Annotated in this window: 14 protein-coding genes; 7 read left to right on the forward strand and 7 right to left on the reverse strand. The window is 50.5% G+C overall.

Annotated elements, in window-relative coordinates; all coding sequences use genetic code 11:
* The first annotated feature begins 195 nt into the window (after window positions 1-195).
* From HGH92_RS04255 to HGH92_RS04265, 3 genes are read left to right on the forward strand one after another with little or no spacing between them, the layout of a single operon-like run.
* Window positions 196-1,251 (forward strand): PKD domain-containing protein, encoded by a 1,056-nt coding sequence (locus tag HGH92_RS04255; protein ID WP_168869508.1) that lies wholly within the window; start codon window positions 196-198, stop codon window positions 1,249-1,251.
* A 9-nt stretch (window positions 1,252-1,260) separates the two neighbouring features.
* A complete protein-coding gene (locus tag HGH92_RS04260) occupies window positions 1,261-1,692 on the forward strand; it encodes a GPW/gp25 family protein (protein ID WP_168869509.1) in 432 nt (143 codons plus the stop codon).
* Between the two features lie 46 nt (window positions 1,693-1,738).
* Entirely contained in the window at window positions 1,739-3,571 is a 1,833-nt protein-coding gene (locus HGH92_RS04265) for a type VI secretion system baseplate subunit TssF (protein ID WP_168869510.1), read from the forward strand.
* Here HGH92_RS04265 and HGH92_RS04270 read toward each other — a convergent pair.
* The 5 genes from HGH92_RS04270 to HGH92_RS04290 all read right to left on the reverse strand — a co-directional run bounded on the left by HGH92_RS04270 (window position 3,481) and on the right by HGH92_RS04290 (window position 10,086).
* Entirely contained in the window at window positions 3,481-4,605 is a 1,125-nt protein-coding gene (locus HGH92_RS04270; RefSeq protein WP_168869511.1) for a lytic transglycosylase domain-containing protein, read from the reverse strand. The genes HGH92_RS04265 and HGH92_RS04270 overlap by 91 nt on opposite strands.
* An 11-nt stretch (window positions 4,606-4,616) precedes the next feature.
* Window positions 4,617-5,462 carry a hypothetical protein gene (locus HGH92_RS04275; protein WP_168869512.1) on the reverse strand — a complete coding sequence of 282 codons (846 nt, stop codon included), beginning with the start codon at window positions 5,460-5,462 and terminating at the stop codon, window positions 4,617-4,619.
* A 220-nt stretch (window positions 5,463-5,682) separates the two neighbouring features.
* Window positions 5,683-7,062: a DUF5458 family protein gene (locus tag HGH92_RS04280; RefSeq protein WP_168869513.1), complete on the reverse strand. Its 1,380-nt coding sequence runs from the start codon at window positions 7,060-7,062 to the stop codon at window positions 5,683-5,685.
* Window positions 7,063-7,102: 40 nt separating this feature from the next.
* Complete coding sequence (locus HGH92_RS04285; RefSeq protein WP_168869514.1) at window positions 7,103-7,549, reverse strand: hypothetical protein; 447 nt, start codon at window positions 7,547-7,549, stop codon at window positions 7,103-7,105.
* A gap of 80 nt (window positions 7,550-7,629) precedes the next feature.
* Window positions 7,630-10,086, reverse strand: coding sequence for an AAA family ATPase (locus tag HGH92_RS04290; protein WP_168869515.1), 2,457 nt, complete (start codon window positions 10,084-10,086; stop codon window positions 7,630-7,632).
* 660 nt (window positions 10,087-10,746) lie between these two features.
* On the opposite strand from HGH92_RS04290, the gene tssD reads away from it, so the two are divergent.
* The 4 genes from tssD to HGH92_RS04310 are packed head-to-tail and all read left to right on the forward strand — an operon-like array spanning window position 10,747 to window position 15,522.
* Window positions 10,747-11,136 (forward strand): type VI secretion system tube protein TssD, encoded by a 390-nt coding sequence (gene tssD, locus HGH92_RS04295; protein ID WP_168869516.1) that lies wholly within the window; start codon window positions 10,747-10,749, stop codon window positions 11,134-11,136.
* A 3-nt stretch (window positions 11,137-11,139) separates the two neighbouring features.
* Window positions 11,140-12,267, forward strand: coding sequence for a hypothetical protein (locus HGH92_RS04300; RefSeq protein WP_168869517.1), 1,128 nt, complete (start codon window positions 11,140-11,142; stop codon window positions 12,265-12,267).
* 43 nt (window positions 12,268-12,310) lie between these two features.
* A complete protein-coding gene (locus tag HGH92_RS04305) occupies window positions 12,311-14,122 on the forward strand; it encodes a type VI secretion system Vgr family protein (RefSeq protein ID WP_168869518.1) in 1,812 nt (603 codons plus the stop codon).
* Window positions 14,122-15,522, forward strand: coding sequence for a hypothetical protein (locus tag HGH92_RS04310; protein ID WP_168869519.1), 1,401 nt, complete (start codon window positions 14,122-14,124; stop codon window positions 15,520-15,522). Before HGH92_RS04305 ends, HGH92_RS04310 begins: the two co-directional genes overlap by 1 nt.
* A gap of 7 nt (window positions 15,523-15,529) precedes the next feature.
* On the opposite strand, the gene HGH92_RS04315 is transcribed toward HGH92_RS04310, so the two are convergent.
* Both HGH92_RS04315 and HGH92_RS04320 read right to left on the reverse strand, forming a co-directional pair.
* Window positions 15,530-16,573 (reverse strand): DUF3137 domain-containing protein, encoded by a 1,044-nt coding sequence (locus HGH92_RS04315; protein WP_168869520.1) that lies wholly within the window; start codon window positions 16,571-16,573, stop codon window positions 15,530-15,532.
* A gap of 30 nt (window positions 16,574-16,603) precedes the next feature.
* Window positions 16,604-17,122 (reverse strand): hypothetical protein, encoded by a 519-nt coding sequence (locus HGH92_RS04320; protein WP_168869521.1) that lies wholly within the window; start codon window positions 17,120-17,122, stop codon window positions 16,604-16,606.
* Window positions 17,123-17,159: the final 37 nt, after the last annotated feature.

Raw genomic sequence — 17,159 nt, forward strand, 5'->3', positions numbered from 1 at the left:
CACCGTCGTTAGCATAACTATCTAATCTCAACTGTTCCTATGGTTATCCGGGCTAACTATCTGCCCCAAAAATAATATATTACATTTATATGTGACTCAAATTTTGAAAAAAGAAAAAACGCTGCGGCTACATAGGCAAGTTATCCAAAAAAACAGTAAAATTGTGATTCTGAAATTGTAAAACCTGAAAAACCAATGGCCCCCCGTAAACCCGAAAATGAACATAAGGTAAATTCGTTCAGACCCTTTGGGAAAATTGCCAGTCATGTTGACCCCATGGTACTGTGGACTTTCTTTGGCTTATTCCTGGTCAGCATCGTGCTGCTTGCATTCCAGCTGGATTCAAAGGAAGACTGCACCACCACTGATATTGTTCTCAGCAACAAACAACATACTTCCGGCAAAGCCTACACGGTAGGCGAAGTCATTACCTTCAATGCCGACAACAAGGACAAGAAAAGAAACAACTTCTCCTGGGAATTTGGTGACTCCTCCGCCCGGCAAACCGGCGCGCAGGTATATCACTCGTTCAACAAACCCGGCAGTTATATGGTGACGCTCATTTCCGGCAAATGCGCCTGGAACAAGGAAATTATCATCATCGCTGCACCAGCCGCCCCAACGGAAGCACATCCTGATATCTTCCCCGTGATAGACGGCCCGGGTGAAGTGTTTGCCGGCAGACCGGTAACCTTCTCCAACAAAACACCGGGTGCACACAGCTGGACATGGCGCCTCCTGCAGGACAACGCTGAGGCCCACTCCCAGTCGGCCGTTACCTACACGTTCTCCTCGCCCGGCGAAAGGACCTTGTCCCTCATCGTCAATGGCGACACGGCCCATATGGTGATGAAACGTATCACCGTTTTCCCGGCCAGGCCGCAGGCTGTAGACCCGACCCCCGATCCGGGATTCACCCCGCCACCGCCACCGCCGCCGCCCGTTGAGCCTGAAAAACCCAAAGGCCCCACCGCGCCAGCCGTGGCAGACGACGAATTCCTGTTCATGCTCACCCAGGTGACCACCAAACAGAAAAGCGCCGGCGACTTCTCCAAGTACCTGTGCGATAACCTGTCTGCACGCGTACTGCTCAATGACAAGGAAACAGATAATTTCGCCCACTTCTGCTCACGCATATACGGCAAAAAGAAATTCAAAATAGAAAAAGTGAACCTGATCAAAGACGCCAACGGATGCGTGAAAGAAATCAGGATCATGTATGACAGGAAAAAACTATTGGGTATTTTTTAAGCAATTCCCATGAAAGGAAAGTATTATAAGCTACCCATGGACTTCTCCCAGCTGCTGCAAAAGAAAGATGTGCCCGCTGTCAACCTGGAAGAATCCGTAGCACAACATATTCACCTGCTGATCACCACTGTACTGGGGGAAAACAAAGACGACCCCCAGTACGGCTGTCAGTGGTGGGACAGCGATTTTGATATCAAAGCCTCCAACAACGAAGTAAAGGAACAGATCGAAAATGCGGTTAAAACAGCCGTATCACGATATGAAAAAAGACTGGCACAAATCCGGGTGGTAGCGGCCGTCAACCAGGAAGAACTGTTGATGACACCCGCCCGCAAAATGAAAAAGAAGATACGGGTCACCGTTAGCGGCACACTGGCAAAAAACAACAACCCCTTCCAGTACACCAGCTATTTCTATATCAGCCCGCTGTCGTATGATTAACAACTGTCCAGGAATTTTAGCGCCTTTGCGCGAAACCATCTGATACATGAAAGAAAAAAAAGAAAGGATAAAAGACCGTATGCTGAAAACCGCTGCCCGCCTGTGGGGATACCCCGACGCGGAAGTGGAAACCTCTTTTGACCCCATAGTACAACTCCTGCTGGAAGCCTGTGCCAGCGAACTGGAAAAAATATCAGGCGAAGTGGACGTCTCGCACGCCCGCCTGGTGGAAAGACTGGCCCAGATCATGATGCCGGAGCCCATCACCAGCAGCCAGCCTGCTTTCGGTATCCTCCATGCCATGTCTACCGAAACCATCGCTGACGTCCAGGCCGATCATCAATTCTATCATCATACAAAAGCCGGGCACAACAGCCAGGACCTGTTCTTTTCCCCGGTCACCACACATCGCCTCTTCAAAGGCCATGTGCAATACCTGGGCATCGGCAGTAAACTATATGAAACGCGCGATAACTGGTTCAAGGAACAAATACTGCAAGGCCATACCCTCCCCGATGCGGCCCCCAACCACCTGTGGCTGGGCCTCTCCCTCGAGGACGCCAGCCTCAGCTACGAAGGCATGTCCTTCTTCTTTGACCTGCGCAATATCCACCAGCAGGAAATGTTCTACCACTACCTGCCACTGGCCCGTTTCTTTATCAACGATACAGAAGTGACCGTAAAAGCCGGCTACCATCAGAGCCGCCCTGTTGACGAAGAAGAAATTGAAAGAATGGTGGAAGTGGCGGTGGACACCAACGCCCGCTACAGCCAGCATATACTGCAACGCTTCCGTAAACACTTCCTCACGATTACGGACACACGTACCCACAAGGCAGGCGCTTCACCGCTGCCGGCCATACTGGTCAGCACCTTCGGACAGGAAGCCGAGAAACTGCAGAAAGAAATACAATGGGTCCGCATCGAATTCCCCGAAGCGCTTCACCACACCCTGCTGGAGGATTTATACTGCAGCATCAACTGCTTCCCCGTTATCAACAAAAAGAACAACGAACAGTCCCTGAAACTGAACCGTTATCTCAATATCATCCCCCTCCAGACACCGGACATCTTCTTCGATATCAAAAGGGTATACGACCTGGAAGGCACCGATTATTATGTACGTAACTTCGCCACTGCGGGACAGATGCAGGAAGGGGAACTGGTAGTCCGCAGCAGCGGCATCGGCCGCTTTGACACCCGCGAGGCCAAAGAAGTGATCGCCTATCTCATGGAAGTGATACGGGATGAAAGCTCGCTGTTTGAAGAAGTGAAAAACGACTACGTCACCAACCGCATGCGGGAACTGCATCAGCTGATCGCTTCACTGGAAGAGCAACTGCAACCCGGTTCAAATAAAGGGAATATTCCGTACGTGATGGTGAAGCCCAAAGAAAATGCGGCTTATATCTTCATCGAGTTCTATTCCACCAACGGTACTGCTGCCAACAACATCCGCATGGGCAGCAAATTGCTGGAATATGGCAGCATACAAACCAAACCAGGCAGCATTACGCTGCTGACCAATACGCAAGGCGGTAAAGACAGGTTGAACATCGATGAGAAAATCAACCTCTATCGCGCTCACCTGCTGTCACATAACAGGGTTGTAACGCCGGAAGATATCAAGGCGCTGTGCCGTACCATTTTCGGCAAAGAGCTGAAAGCAACTACGGTGGGCAAAGGCGTGAGCCTTCAGCCTGGCGGCAATGCGGGGTATGTAAGGACTATGGACATCAAGCTGCAACTGCTACAGCCCATTGCCAAATATCCGTCCGCCAATCTGCATTATTTAAAAGAGGAACTGCTGCTCCAGCTGGAAGAAAAATCCGCCAATACATTCCCGTTCCGTGTATTCATCAATGATGTACTGATGTGAGCATCTGTACTCAGTAACCTTACCTCGCCGCCGGTCTTTAACAGATCGAGCGGCACTCCTTTTTTACCGTCTGTGGCGCAGAGCACTACGGTATTACCAAAGCCGAGGTCTACATATACCCGGTTGCTCACAATCCACCCTTTGCCGGACAAACTGGCGTTACGTCCTACGTACACGCCATTGGCCTGCATATTGTCGAGCATATGAATGCTGACCAGCTCTCCGTCCCGGAAAGCGGCATTTGTTTGTAAACGGGCCGTATATACTGTGGTGGATTGTTTGGGCAATGCTTTTCTCCCTACGTTGATACGGATAGTATTAAAGTCCTGGATATTGCCGGGAGGCGGTGTTTGCGGATTGGCAAATACAGAGCCTTTGCTGTCTCTTTTGGCAAAGACGTTATAGCCAAAGCCAGGCAGATACAGCTCGGGACTTTCAAACAGCTGTTTGATGGCGATGATTTTGTAGATATACTGGGCCGTTTCGTTATTCAGCATCAGCTGGTAATAATCACGGCTACCCTGCCGGCGGATATTTTTGGAGATATTGCCAGCCCCGCAGTTATAGGCAGCTGCGGCCAGTGTCCAGGACTGCAGCTGATCGTGCAACATGCGTATCAGCCGGCAGGCGGCATGCGTGGCCTTGATCAGATGGTTACGCTCATCATAGCTGCCGGCTACGGTCAGCCCCAGTTCTGCTGCGGTACCCGGCATGATCTGCCATACGCCCTGTGCCCCTACGGGAGAGGTGGCGTTGGTAAGGCCGCTCTCCACAATAGGCAGATATTTAAAATCCAGCGGTACCTGGTACTGTTGCAGGATAGGTTCTATCACCGGAAAATACATTTCCGCTTTGGAACGAAGTGCCGGCAAATATCCCTGATAACGGAGATTTCTTTTAATGACGTCCATGAGCCGGAACGATACAAAGTCCCGCTCCATAGGCACTACTTCGCCACAGAAGTCAACCTGCTGCGCCATCGCCGGAACAGTGAGGAGGCAGACGAACAACCCTATAAGGCACCAGTGTCTCATGGCACGTTTTCCTATTTTGTCAACATATACTTGGGCAATGTGCTGGCAGGCACATACAGCACCAGTTGCGGCTTGTTGTCGGCAGGCTCCAGCACGATGATGATCTCATCTTCCTTTTTGAAAGTCCTGGAAGGCACTACAAATACTTCCTGCGCTTCGCCGTGGGCTTCAATGGCAGCCGGGCCTTTCTTGTACAGCAAAGGCATGGTATGCAGCACCGCGGTGTCCTTTTTCTCTTTGTGTATCAGCGTAGCTTTCACAAACTCGTAAGGTTCCTTGTTTTTGTTGCGGATGTGGAAGCAGAAGTAGTTCAGTGAACTAAGTGTCATCGCTTTGGCGTAACCGAGGCTCACGCCGTCTATTTTCACTTCATAGTTGTGATTTACTTTACTGTCTTTTTTGAAGTCTTCCGCCAGATCGCTGACAGTAACAGTATCCACGCTGATCAGTGGAGCGCTGTCATCTTCCACAGGCAGCTGAAGGGTATTGGGATTTTTATTACCGGAATCCTTGTCACCATGCCTGGGCTCAGGAGTGCCGCCAGCCATGACGGTTTCCTTACCGCCTCCGGGTTTCTTCGACAACACATACTTCAGTTTGGCCAGATCTGCATTCTCACGGTAGGTGAGGATCATGTAGTGAATATTGTCGCCTTCACGGACAATCAGATTGGTAGGCTTGGGAGATGCTGTGACCGCTCTTACCACCGCCATGTTGCCGTCTACGATCCGGTAATCATAATCGGTGTTTTTTCCATCACCGATCTGGAACGTGGTGATAGGGGAACCACTGGTAATAAGGGTAGAAGCGCCTCTTTTTGTCAGCACAGTGTCGGTCCTTCCGACTTGCTGCGCCATCGCTGTGGGGGCCGTTCCAATTAACAAACAAAATAAAATACTGCGCACCGCTTTCATTGTATTTACACTTAACAGTTGAGTTGGCTCTCAGGTTGTTTTATCTACCTGAAAAACAACCGTAATAAAAATTATGTCGTGCCGCAATGATCAACGTTGTACAGGGCCTTGCCGGTTGTTCAACGATGATCACTGCCAGCATGTAATTGATCTGACTACCTGTTTATTTATCCTGCTCATATTTGGTATCCCACTCAGCTGCATCATCTCCTTTCTGGCCTTCCATTTTAATCAGGAAGTTTTTGGCAGGGAAATAAGGCTTCAGGTGAATATCCAGGTGGATACGGTCTTTCTGGATCGGGTCCTGTTCAAAACGGCGTATGTTGAAATCTTCGATCAGTTTATCCGGACCGGTAATACCATCGAGGAAGCGGATGATCTGCTTCATGAGGTCTTTACGGGTATTGGCGTTGAAGTTTTCAAAAGCACGGCGGTTCAGGAAGTCCATCAGCACTTTGGTCACAAAGTCGAACACACGTACTACGGAGTAAGTCTGCAGGCCAAGGTTATCACCATTGAACAGTGTTTTGGCACTGAAGGCCATTACTTTGCCATATTCCTTCACCATGGGCACGAGGCCCATTTTTTCGAGGCTGGCGATTTCGCTTTTCTTCAGTTCGAAGCGTACACCGTCTACTTCGTTCATGCCGCCGAATTTTTTACCGGCTGTAACCTGGGACATGAGGGTTTTGTAGATTTTACCTGCCAATGCACCGGAAGGCGGCACATAGAGGTTATCGTCCTCTCCTACTTCATCGAATTTGCCACGGCCAACAAGCCAGTTACAGGACATGATCACATTGGAGCGATGTATTTCGCCACCGGTGAGGTTCGCCAGTTCAAACATTTCCATCACGTCGTCCGGAGCGTCGAGGTGAGCGAAGTCTGTCACCAGCATGGCTTTGTTTTCATGTGCTATTTTAGCCCATTTTTCCAGCACCTTGTTGGAACCGAGATAACCCGGAATAACCAGCAGGCTGTAGTTATCGCGCAGATCGAGGCGGTCGTAGTTGGCCACCAGTTCCTCACGGACAGCGTCAATAAAGCGGGTGTTATCGAGGTCTTTCAGTTGTTCGAGTTCCACATTCATGAAAGAGATGTTCTTCACTTTGTCGGACTCGGTATTTTTGAAGAACAGGGCCACATTGCGGTAGGACTGTTCCAGTTCGCGGGTGCCTTCCACGGCTTCAGCGAGGTTTTTGTTCAGCACCTGTTCAGCTTCGGCGGCGTGTTCGTTACAGAAGTCCACCATGTCCGGCAGTTCTGTAGCTTCGGAGAGCACTTTTTCCCAGAGGGACAGTGTTTTCCTGAGTTTATCTCTTTCCGATTTTTTTCCTGCTTCCGTGAGGAAAATATTACGGCGTGCTTTGCGGTCCGGGTTAAGGTTTTGAGCGCCTTCCACCGCAGCTTCGATGAGATCGAAGCCGCCGTATTTGACCAGGCTCTCAATATTTTGGGCGAGGTTAACTTCTGGTTTGGCTGACGGTTGTTGTCCCGCATTTTGCAGGTCCTGCAGCTCCTCGTTTTTCTGTAATTCTGCCATAAGAAATGATATTATGTTCCGGGATAGGGGAACCGTTTAATTATTTTGTGTTCAGGTCTTTCAGCATGCCGCGTATAGCGTTCAGCATGGCCTGTCTGGCTTCCGGATCAGCGAGCGCCTGTTTAAGGATCTTGTTGGTCTTCAGGTTTTTCATGATTTTCAGGTATTGCTCCTTCTCTGTGGCGAGGTCGTTGAGGAAAGCGCTTTGTTCGGTAATACCTTTCACGCCAAAATCGCCGAGGTGATGGAACTGCAGTTTTTCCGGCACCGGACGGCCTTCCGCATCATGGAAGCTCACGTTGAGGCTGGGCTTGAAGTGTTCAAAAACGGCTTCCACGGAAGTAAGCCCTTCCACGATTTCAGGCTTTACAGGTGCTTGCTGCGTGAGTTTTTCAGCAAACAATGTACGGTTATGTGATATTTCCACAATGGCTTCATTGGCGTCCAGTTTGACTTCTGTGCCACCAATTCCGTAGTTGTCATTCATAACAAAACATTTTGAGATTTTCCAAATTAGTAAAAGGCCGGGGGATATGTTCCCTGTCCCTTTTTATTGTTTGAGGTTTTTTACTTGTTGATAGACCAGTCCAGTTTATCTTCTTTCAGGTCGAGCGTTACGGACATCTCCTTGCTAAGGCTGCCATCTATGATCATGCGTGACAATGGTTTGCGGAGCTGGCCACGGATCACTTCCCGGAGCGGGCGCGCGCCATAACGGGGCGAATAGCCCATCATGGCGAGGTGTTGCCGGGCTGCCGGTGTAACCGTCAGCGTGATCTGCTGCTGTTCCAGCAGGTGCAACAGGTGTTGCAGATGGATATCGAATATCTTCTCCACATTTTCCTGCCGGATAGGACCGAAGGGAACGATCTCCGTCAGCCTTCCGAGAAATTCCGGCCGGAAGTGGCGGGTCATCAGTTCCATCAGCTGCTGTGACGGTGGTATCACCCCCTCCTCAAAGGAAGCGGCGATGGCGTCGCTACCGATATTGGAGGTAAAGAGCACCAGCGCATTGGAGAAGTCTCCTGTTTTCCCCAGTCTGTCGTGTAATTTGCCCTCGTCCATGATCTGTAAAAAGATATCAAATACAGACGGGTGGGCTTTTTCTATCTCGTCGAATAATACTACTGCGTAGGGTTGTTGCCGTATTTTGTTGACCAGCAGGCCGCCTTCTTCATATCCTACATATCCCGGAGGCGCACCATACAGAAGAGCTGCAGCATGTTCTTCCTTAAACTCGGACATATCGAAGCGGATCATGCAGCGTTCGTCCTGGAACAAGAAGTCTGCCAGAGATTTCGCCAGCTCCGTTTTACCGGTACCGGTAGGTCCCAGGAGGAAGAAAGAGCCAATTGGCTGCCCCGGTCTGCTGAGGCCGGACCGTGACTCCAGGATGGCGTCGGATACGGCTTTCAGGGCATGGTCCTGTCCTACTACCCTTTTACGCAGGTGCAGGTCCATGGCCACCAGGCGTTCTCTTTCCTGTGACTGGATTTTGCCCAGCGGCACGCCTGTCATGCCGGCTATCATGGTGGCCAGGTCAACAGGCGTTACGGTCTTATGTTGCACGGACACCACGCCGGCCAGCTGGTCCAGCAGTTGTTGCAGGTTGTCCAGCAGTACGGTGGTATCTGTTATTTTGGTCAGTTCAGTTTCTACCTGCAATTTACCGGTCAGCAGTGCGCCCAGTCTGTCAGTCAGTTGCCTGTAAAACCAATGCAGGTCTTCACTTTGTAAGTCTTCCTTACCACGCAGCGTTTCCAGTTCTTCCCGCAGGGACACGAGCAGTGGCGCGCCGGTGTCCTGCATGGTGCGGATAGCGGCCATGGTACGGTCCATCAGGTTGATGGCGCTGTCCGGCAGGCAACGTTCCTTCAGGTAGCGCCGGGAGAGGCGGATAGCCTCACGGGTGGCGTCCTGGGGGACCTGTAGCTGGTAAAAGCTTTCATATACCGGCACTACGGCGCTCATCATGCGGACAGCCTGTGTTTCGTCGGGCTCGCCGAGCGTGATGGTCTCAAAACGATGCCGCAGGATGGCGTCCGGCTCAATGAGTTTGCGGAAACCTTCCGGCGTGGTGGTACCGATGAGGATGATCTCTCCTTTTCCAAGTGCGGCTTTGATGACGTTGGCCATGCCGCCACCGGACTGTTTATCGAGAAGGGTATGCAGATTGTCAATAAAGAGTATATGCCTGCCCGTTTGTTTGAGCTGTTGGATGATCTGAAGCAATCTGTCTTCCAGCTCATTTTTATACGCAGCGCCGGCGATGAAGGCGCCATAGTCGAGGGCGTAAATATCAGATTGCTGTAACTGCAGCGGTACCTGCTTTTGTGCAATTGCGCGTGCCAGTCCTTCCACCAGTGCTGTTTTGCCTACGCCGCCTTCACCGATCACCAGCACGCTGGCGCGGTCTTTACGGGTAAGCACCTCCGACAGCGCGCGTATGTCGCCGTCTCTGCCGATGACCGGGTGATAAGTCTGCAACAGTTGCGGGTCTGTCATCCGGTACACATATTTCAGCGATGCCGGTTTGATGGCCGCTGTGGCGGTTTTGCCGTTAGCCGTGTTTTCCGGTCTGCTGCGGCCCTGTTCGCTGGCGGCAATGAGCTGGTCACGGGTAAAGGGGAACGATTTTAACTGCTCGTACGAAAAGCCCACCCCGGGGGTACATAACGCAATCAGCAGGCTCCAGGCATCCGTTTCCGGTTTATCTGCCTCCTGGGCTATACTGATGGCCTCCTGCAATACAGTGGCAGCGGCATCGTCGGGTTCAGCTTCGTCTACGGTGCGGGACGTACGGGGCAGCTCGTCCAGCCTTACTTCGGCCCATTCTTCCAGGTAGTATACGTCTATATTTATCTGATGCAGCAGGGGAGCCAGTCCCACCTCCTTATGCAGGGCGGCACGGAGCAGGTGAGCAGGGGAATACTGCACATGATGGTGATCTTTTGCAATTGCCTGGGCAATCCTGAGAGCAGATTGCAGTTCAACGCTGAATATGGTCAATGTTGAAAGGGTCATTTGGATGATTCAAGGTTTTTCTAATCAGTTAACAGTTACAACAACGCAGCTGCTTAACAAAAGCAGTTGGGTAAAGATACTGCGAAAACATTTACATAAAATTGAATCTGCAAGAAATTCTTACCGGAGGCTAACATTAGTTTTTTCCTAAATATTTACTATGGGGGCAACTTTTATCCGTATACGATTTTGAAGTCTTTAGAAATGCAATACCAGTATACATTACAAACAATCTACTGCTATTTTATCTCATTAAAATCAAAAAATATTTTAAACATAAAATTAATACATAAATTTTTTACTTGACAAAAAAATCATTAAAAATCGAAAGGATGTCTACCTATTAAATAGGACAGGGTAATATTCATGATCGAAAATAAATCACTGCTTCACACCATTTATCCACGAGAATAATTACTTTCGTATCAACCTTTATTGAAAGAGAAAAAACCTGAAACATCCATGAACAAGAGACCCGTGAGAACGACCTTTTGCCCGGAAACATGTGTCACCATTAGCTTTCATAACATTTCATTCACCCGTTCCAACAAGAGTACCACAACGACCATATAAATTTCGTATATCACCTGTTATAACTGCGCCTATCTGCGTATAGTCACAGGACAACGGGATTGTTAACACTAAAAAATTGCTTTTTTTATGTCTTTTAAGGCAGAACTGATTATAGCTGGAAAGTCAGCCAATGTGCTGGAATGTAACTATGGTTTCTCCCAGGGTACCGACGCCATCGGTAAACCCAGCACCATGCCCCGCGGCGGTACCATCTCCCTGGTATTGGAATCGGCCCGCGACACCGACCTGGTGCAGTGGATGATCTCCCCGGAGGAAAAACGTGACGGCACCATCATTTTTAAACGCCGCGATCATGACTCCAGCCTCCGCACGGTGGAATTTACCGAAGGCATCTGCGTACAGTTCCACGAAAGTTATCATCACTCCGGCAACAGCCCCATGATCACCCATATCGTGATCTCTGCCCGGGAACTTAAAATCGGCAACGTTGCCTATAAAAGAAAATGGGAGGACTAAGCCATGGAGCATATCCCCGAAAATATCAAAGTGGTGGCCCGCTTTATCCTGCTGTCACTACAACGTACCCTGGCGGATATCCACATGAGCGAACACCTGGAAGAACGTGACCACCAGAAATGGTACAACGAAAGCTTCCTGGAAAATGTCAATACCGACATCTCGTTTAGCCAGGCAGAGCAGCAGCACCTCAACCAGGGACTGACAGCCATGACCTATCATCTGCCGGTGGTATTATATAACGCAGGGCTCACCAAAACACTCATACCGGCCTCCCGCATCTACTGCCAGTTGCAAAACAACCTGCTGGGCGTATATGTGCAGGAAGTAGGCACTTTTATACTCGACATACAGTATGGCAGAATGGTCACCTTTATGTGGCCGACAGTCGCCTCAGATAAAACAACGGCAGCCCCTGCAACGGACAGCCTTTCCCGTTACCGGCTTCATACAAACGCTGACATGGACGGGCGCATCAGCCGCGACGCAGGGTTCCTGAAAGACAAGGCAAAAGACGCCATACAAGACAAAATAAAAGCTTTCGCCAAAGCACCTGCCGGCGTTAACCTCATGAAATTCAGATCACAGATCAAACATTTCGGCGGCGTGCATGATGTATACAAAGGCCTCTTCAAAGAAAGAGACCTGGTAAAAGGCGTACTGGCAGGAAATCCCGGCGAAATCATGGCCGACCTGAGCACCAAAAAAGCAGGGGAAGGCAACTTCCCGGGCATCGACTATGTGCCCGGCGCCACCCAGCTGCTGGACATCATGGCCAATGATAAATTTAAAGATGCCGACCTGGAAAACATCAACATGGCGCAGAAGGCCCCGGCCGACCAGGGTGGCGGATACGGCCCCCTCACCAGAATGATGGACGCCTATAACAGGCACTGGGGCACGGAGTTCGTAGGCCTCTATCTCATGGAAGACGCCTATCAGCAGGCACTGCACAATAAAACCATTCCGGGCTCACTGACCCGCCATTATACCAGCCACTTTGACCTTAACCCCAGGGACGCTTCCGGGCATCTTTATAAATATTTTATCTACATGCATGTAGAAGATGTCAAAGGCGGCGATATCGATTTTCAAAAAATAGGCGTGATGAAGGTCAACCCAAAAGACTGACCACACACTCATTCATTGACAAAAATTTTTAAACCTGAATACTATGGGCGACGATAAATTTCTGAATAAGTCAACAATAGGCATTGAAGGCTATGCCGGACCGGTAGAGTTTAAAAATGTGACACTGGAACAGGCTGTCGGCAGCCACCATTATTTCAGCTTTCTGTGGCGCCCCGGCAGCCTGAGCAGCAATCTCTCCTATCAGCAGGGAATCATTGAAAAATATATCGGTAAAGGCATCTCCATCAACTTCGACGATTTCCGTTTCAAAGGCCTCATCACCAGCATGGCCGTGATAGAGGAAGATGGCGCCGCCATCGGTTTTCAGGTGTCAGGTGTAAGCCCCACCATCCTGCTGGACGATGTCCCGCAAAGCACGTCCTTCTACCAGAAATCCCTGCAACAGGTGATGCAGGGCGCCCTGCAGGACGCCGGCTCCGGCCTGTTGAAAACACAGGTGGTACCGGCCCATAAAGGCACCCTCCCCTATTGCGTACAATATAACGAGACTGACTTCGACTTCCTCGCACGCATATCCGCCCGCTACGGCGAATGGATGTACTACGACGGCAGCGCCCTCGTGATCGGCGACACCCAGAAAGGCGAAGTGAAACTCACCAAAAATGTTACGCTGCACCAGCTGAAAACCGTGGCCGCCGTGACACCGCAACGGATCAACTATGTATCGTACGATATGATGAAAGCCTCTCCGCTGAGCGAAAAATCGCAAAAAGCGGAAGCCGGCTCCCACCCGCTGATGCACCTGTCTTCTGCTGCATCAGACGACCTGTACAGCTCTTCCTCCCAGAAACAAACGTTTGTGCATCACGGTTATACACAGGATGAACTGAAACAGGTAAAGGAAGTGCAGAACAAAGTCAACGCCGCCGCATTTGTCCGCGTCAGCGGTATCAGCGAACTGCCGGTAATGCCCGGCCAGCAAATCAGCATCGCCAGCGACTCCGGACAAAGCGCCTACACGGTCATCTCCGCAACACACTACGCCAGCACCCCCGGCAACTATCACTGCTCCTTTACGGCCATTCCCGCCGATGTGAAGGTGCCCCCCTACAGCAATCCCCACCTGGTGCCTAAAGCAGATATGCAGAGCGCCATCGTAAAGGACAACAACGACCCGGAAAAACTGGGCCGCGTAAGGGTGCAGTTCTTCTGGCAGCAACAAAATGACATGAGCCCCTGGATACGCCAGGCTTCACCTGCCGCCGGCGGTGGCACCGGCTTTCATTTTGTACCGGAAGTAGGGGAAGAAGTCGTGATCGGCTTTGAAGGCGGCAACGCGGAAATGCCTTTCGTACTGGGCAGTAAGTTCAACGGCAAATCCAAAAGCGGTTACGGCGACGCGCAAAACAATATGAAAGCCATCAAAACACGCAGTGGCAACCTGATACAGCTGGATGATAATTCCGGCAGCGTGACCGTGACCGACAAAAACGGTAGTACCATGATCATGGACGGATCAGGCAATATTACCGTAAAATCACAAACACTGGTCACCGTAAAAACCGAAGATAAAATCGTGGTAGACGCTCCCAACCAGATAGAATTCCTTTCTAAGGAAATTCATCTGAAAGGCACCAAAAAAGTGATCATTGGAGAAGGAGCAGCTCAAATCACAGTGGACAACGAATCCAATAAAATCACCAGCGGGGCCGATAAAATAACGGCGACCGCCGATACGTTGCATGAGCTGAAAAGCCTTGCCAATATGAAAATGAGCGCTCTCCATCACGAAACAGAAGGCAATACGCAGGTATCAATCAAAGGCACCTCCATTAAAGTAGACGGAGGCACCACAACAGACATTAAAGGAGGCATGGTAAACCTGAACTGCTAATGAACGAACACAATCCGATAGCACTGGAGATTAATAAAATTCAGGCACACTGGCGCAAGGCTGTCAGCGGTAATGATCCGCTGCGCCTGGTACGCCTCATGATATTGCCCGAAGAAGCAAGGCTCTATGAAGGTTTTTTTAAACTGGAGTCCTCTCCTCACGGCCAACTGGAAGAAATATTTGTCACACACCTGACACCATTTGAAGGGGAAGACACCTTCAGCGCGGCCATCATCCGGGACTGGCTGGCTACCTACGACAACAGCGCTACGCTGTTACAGGAAATGGAAGCCAAAAACAGTAAGCTGATGTGGGACCCAGCACCCTTCAGACAGTTGCCCGCCGCTGTTCCACAGGACAAGCAGCTGCTGCAACTGTTACAGTCTTTCCGCGAGGCATTGCCCCATCAACCAGCCACACTGGTGCTGGCGCTGCTGCCATGGCAGGTAAGCGATACCCGCAGTTTCGCCGGCTGGCTTACGCGGCTGCTCAAGCTGGGCATTCCGGCAGGCGTGCGCATCACAGTGGTGGACCATGTGGGAAAAGATTACCTGCTGATCAATGACCGCCCGTTTCCCGGACAGATCATATCGTTTCATGTCCCCCTGCAACTGGCAGACGCGATACAACGCCTCGCTACTTCCGGCAATCCCAATGATCCGGAAATAGCCTATCGCAAATGCCTGTTTGAAATGGGCAATGCCGCCAAAGACAAAGACATCAAACGGCTGCATTACTGGGGCGAACGTATGCTGGAAGTGACGCAACGGAGCGGCAACAAAGGACTTTTTGCTACGGCGCACCTCACCTACGCCGGCATGTTGTTCAACTTCAAACGTGACCCGCAATTACCGCTGCTGCTGGAAAAAGCCACCCGTATTGCCAAACAGGGCATACAGATGGGCGACAACGCCTGCATCTCCCTGCTGATCCAGGCATACGGCTACCAGGGCGCCTACGCCCAGGTACGGCGCAACTATGGCCCGGCCATTGAATGGTTCCTGCAACAGGCGGCATTGGCAGAACAGCACCAATACCTGTCCCAGGCGGTAATGTCCTGGTACCAGGCGGTGGAACTGAGCCGCCGGAAAGACAGCAGCCGTTACCGCACGCTGCTGGAACAGGCCTACAAATGTGGTATCCCCATGACGGACGATGAAATTTCTTCTTCCGTTTACAGCTTCCTCGCGGCAGATTATTACGATTACGCCTATACGAATAAACAAACGGCGCTTATCAAAGAAATAGATGAACGAATGAGCCGTGTTTTTGGCAGGGAATGGAAAGTGGAAGTGGACAAACTGAAGAAATCGAAAATGAAGTCACTGATGCAACCACAGCTGAGCGAAGAAGAAGAGGAAGAAGCCGAAGAAACAGCCAACGCTCCCGCAGAAAAATGATAAGCCTTCAGGAACGGGAGAAAGCCACAGATGTCCAGATACTGCCATTCTGCCGCAGGTCGTCCAGGATCTCCAGCAGACCGGTAAAGTCCATGTAAAAATTAGTGAGCGTCCGCCTGTCTGTCAGTGAATCCTGCAGCCCGGCTTCAAAATAATCTTCCCCATGGCTGATACCGATATAGATACGGTTGTTGTAAAATGAGATGAACAACGGCGCCTGTGAACGTTCCTGCAAACGGGCGATCTTTTCCAGCAAAGGCAATGTCAGCAGCTGTTGCGCTTCATCTGCATCTTTGGCATATGCCATGAAGACTTTATTAAAAGCCGCATCGGCCGTTGTTACTTTTTTCCCCAGGTTCCAGGTTTCAATATAATCGGTGTCCGTCTGCCCAGCTGATGTAAGGTTCTCCATCATCGTAACACGCGGTACGATGTACACCGGTGTATTAAAATAACGCGGGAACTGCGCCACAAAATAAGTGCCTTCAAAGACCACGTCAGGGCCTAGTCCACGGAGCGTAACAACAGGCATGTGCGTAACCTTCAGGTCACACCACTGAAAATTCAGGTCGCCCGTTTTACCAAAAACCTGGTCATTGCCTGTAATATTATACTCCTTGCGCGCAAACAGGCCACTTTCAATGAACTCCTCATAGCTGGCATGGTTCAGGGGTTGATAGGTAAAAGCCGGGTCCATAAAACGGACGATTGGTTGTATCACCTTGTTTTTAAAATCCTGTTTATAATCCACCATTTCCTGCATGCCTTTTTGTTTGGCCATATAACGGCGGAACGCAAAGCTCAGTCCCAGCGTGAGAATCACCCCTGCGCCCAAAACCAGGAAGGCAGATAAGCTGTTGGTGCCGCTGCTTTCCTGCCGGGGGATGACCACCCACATCAGGAAGATAAAAAAGATAATCACCGGCACTATGCCCAGGACACGCATGCGACGTACCCATGCCTGTCCGGCTTTGCGCTGCTGCTCCAGTTGCTGTAGCTGCGCGTCCAGTTGTTGGTCTACAAACGTATTAAATTCGGCTAATGTCTTCATACAGTTATAACAGCCTTGCGGCATGGTTGTTTAATTGGCGGACCAGTTGGCGGAGGGGTTGTTGCCGGCAATGGTGCTGGTCCCGGCCATACTCACAAAAGCCCTGAAAGGTTGTACATTTTCTTCGGAAAGCGGCAGTTTATAAGCCTTTCTGCCAGGACCTACCACGACCTGTGCGTATTCCATAGGGAACAGCCGTATGCGGATAAGGCGCAATGGCAGAATGAGTTTATAGTCCGTATAAGTGTTCAGGTTGCTGACAGCTTCTCCTTTCCGCAGGCATTCTACGAACTCGTCAATTTTTTGCCGGCGTTTGTTGGCCTGCATCAGCATGATAGCATATGGAATCACCGGCCCCACAGCGATGCAGCAGAAAATCAGTATCAGTAAGGGTGGTATTTCCGCACTGCTTTTGAGAACGGAAGTAAGGACCACTGCCAATAACAGCAATGCCAGTATCTCCGCGGTGATCAGCGCCTGAAATATCTGCTTCTTATCTTTCTCGTGGATGGCCGTCAACGTTGCCTTCAGGTCCTGTAGACTTTTCATATGGTAGCTAGTTTTTCAATATCAGGAAATCCGGGGA

Origin of the sequence: Chitinophaga varians (assembly GCF_012641275.1) — a bacterium.
Classification (GTDB): Bacteria; Bacteroidota; Bacteroidia; order Chitinophagales; family Chitinophagaceae; genus Chitinophaga; species Chitinophaga varians_A.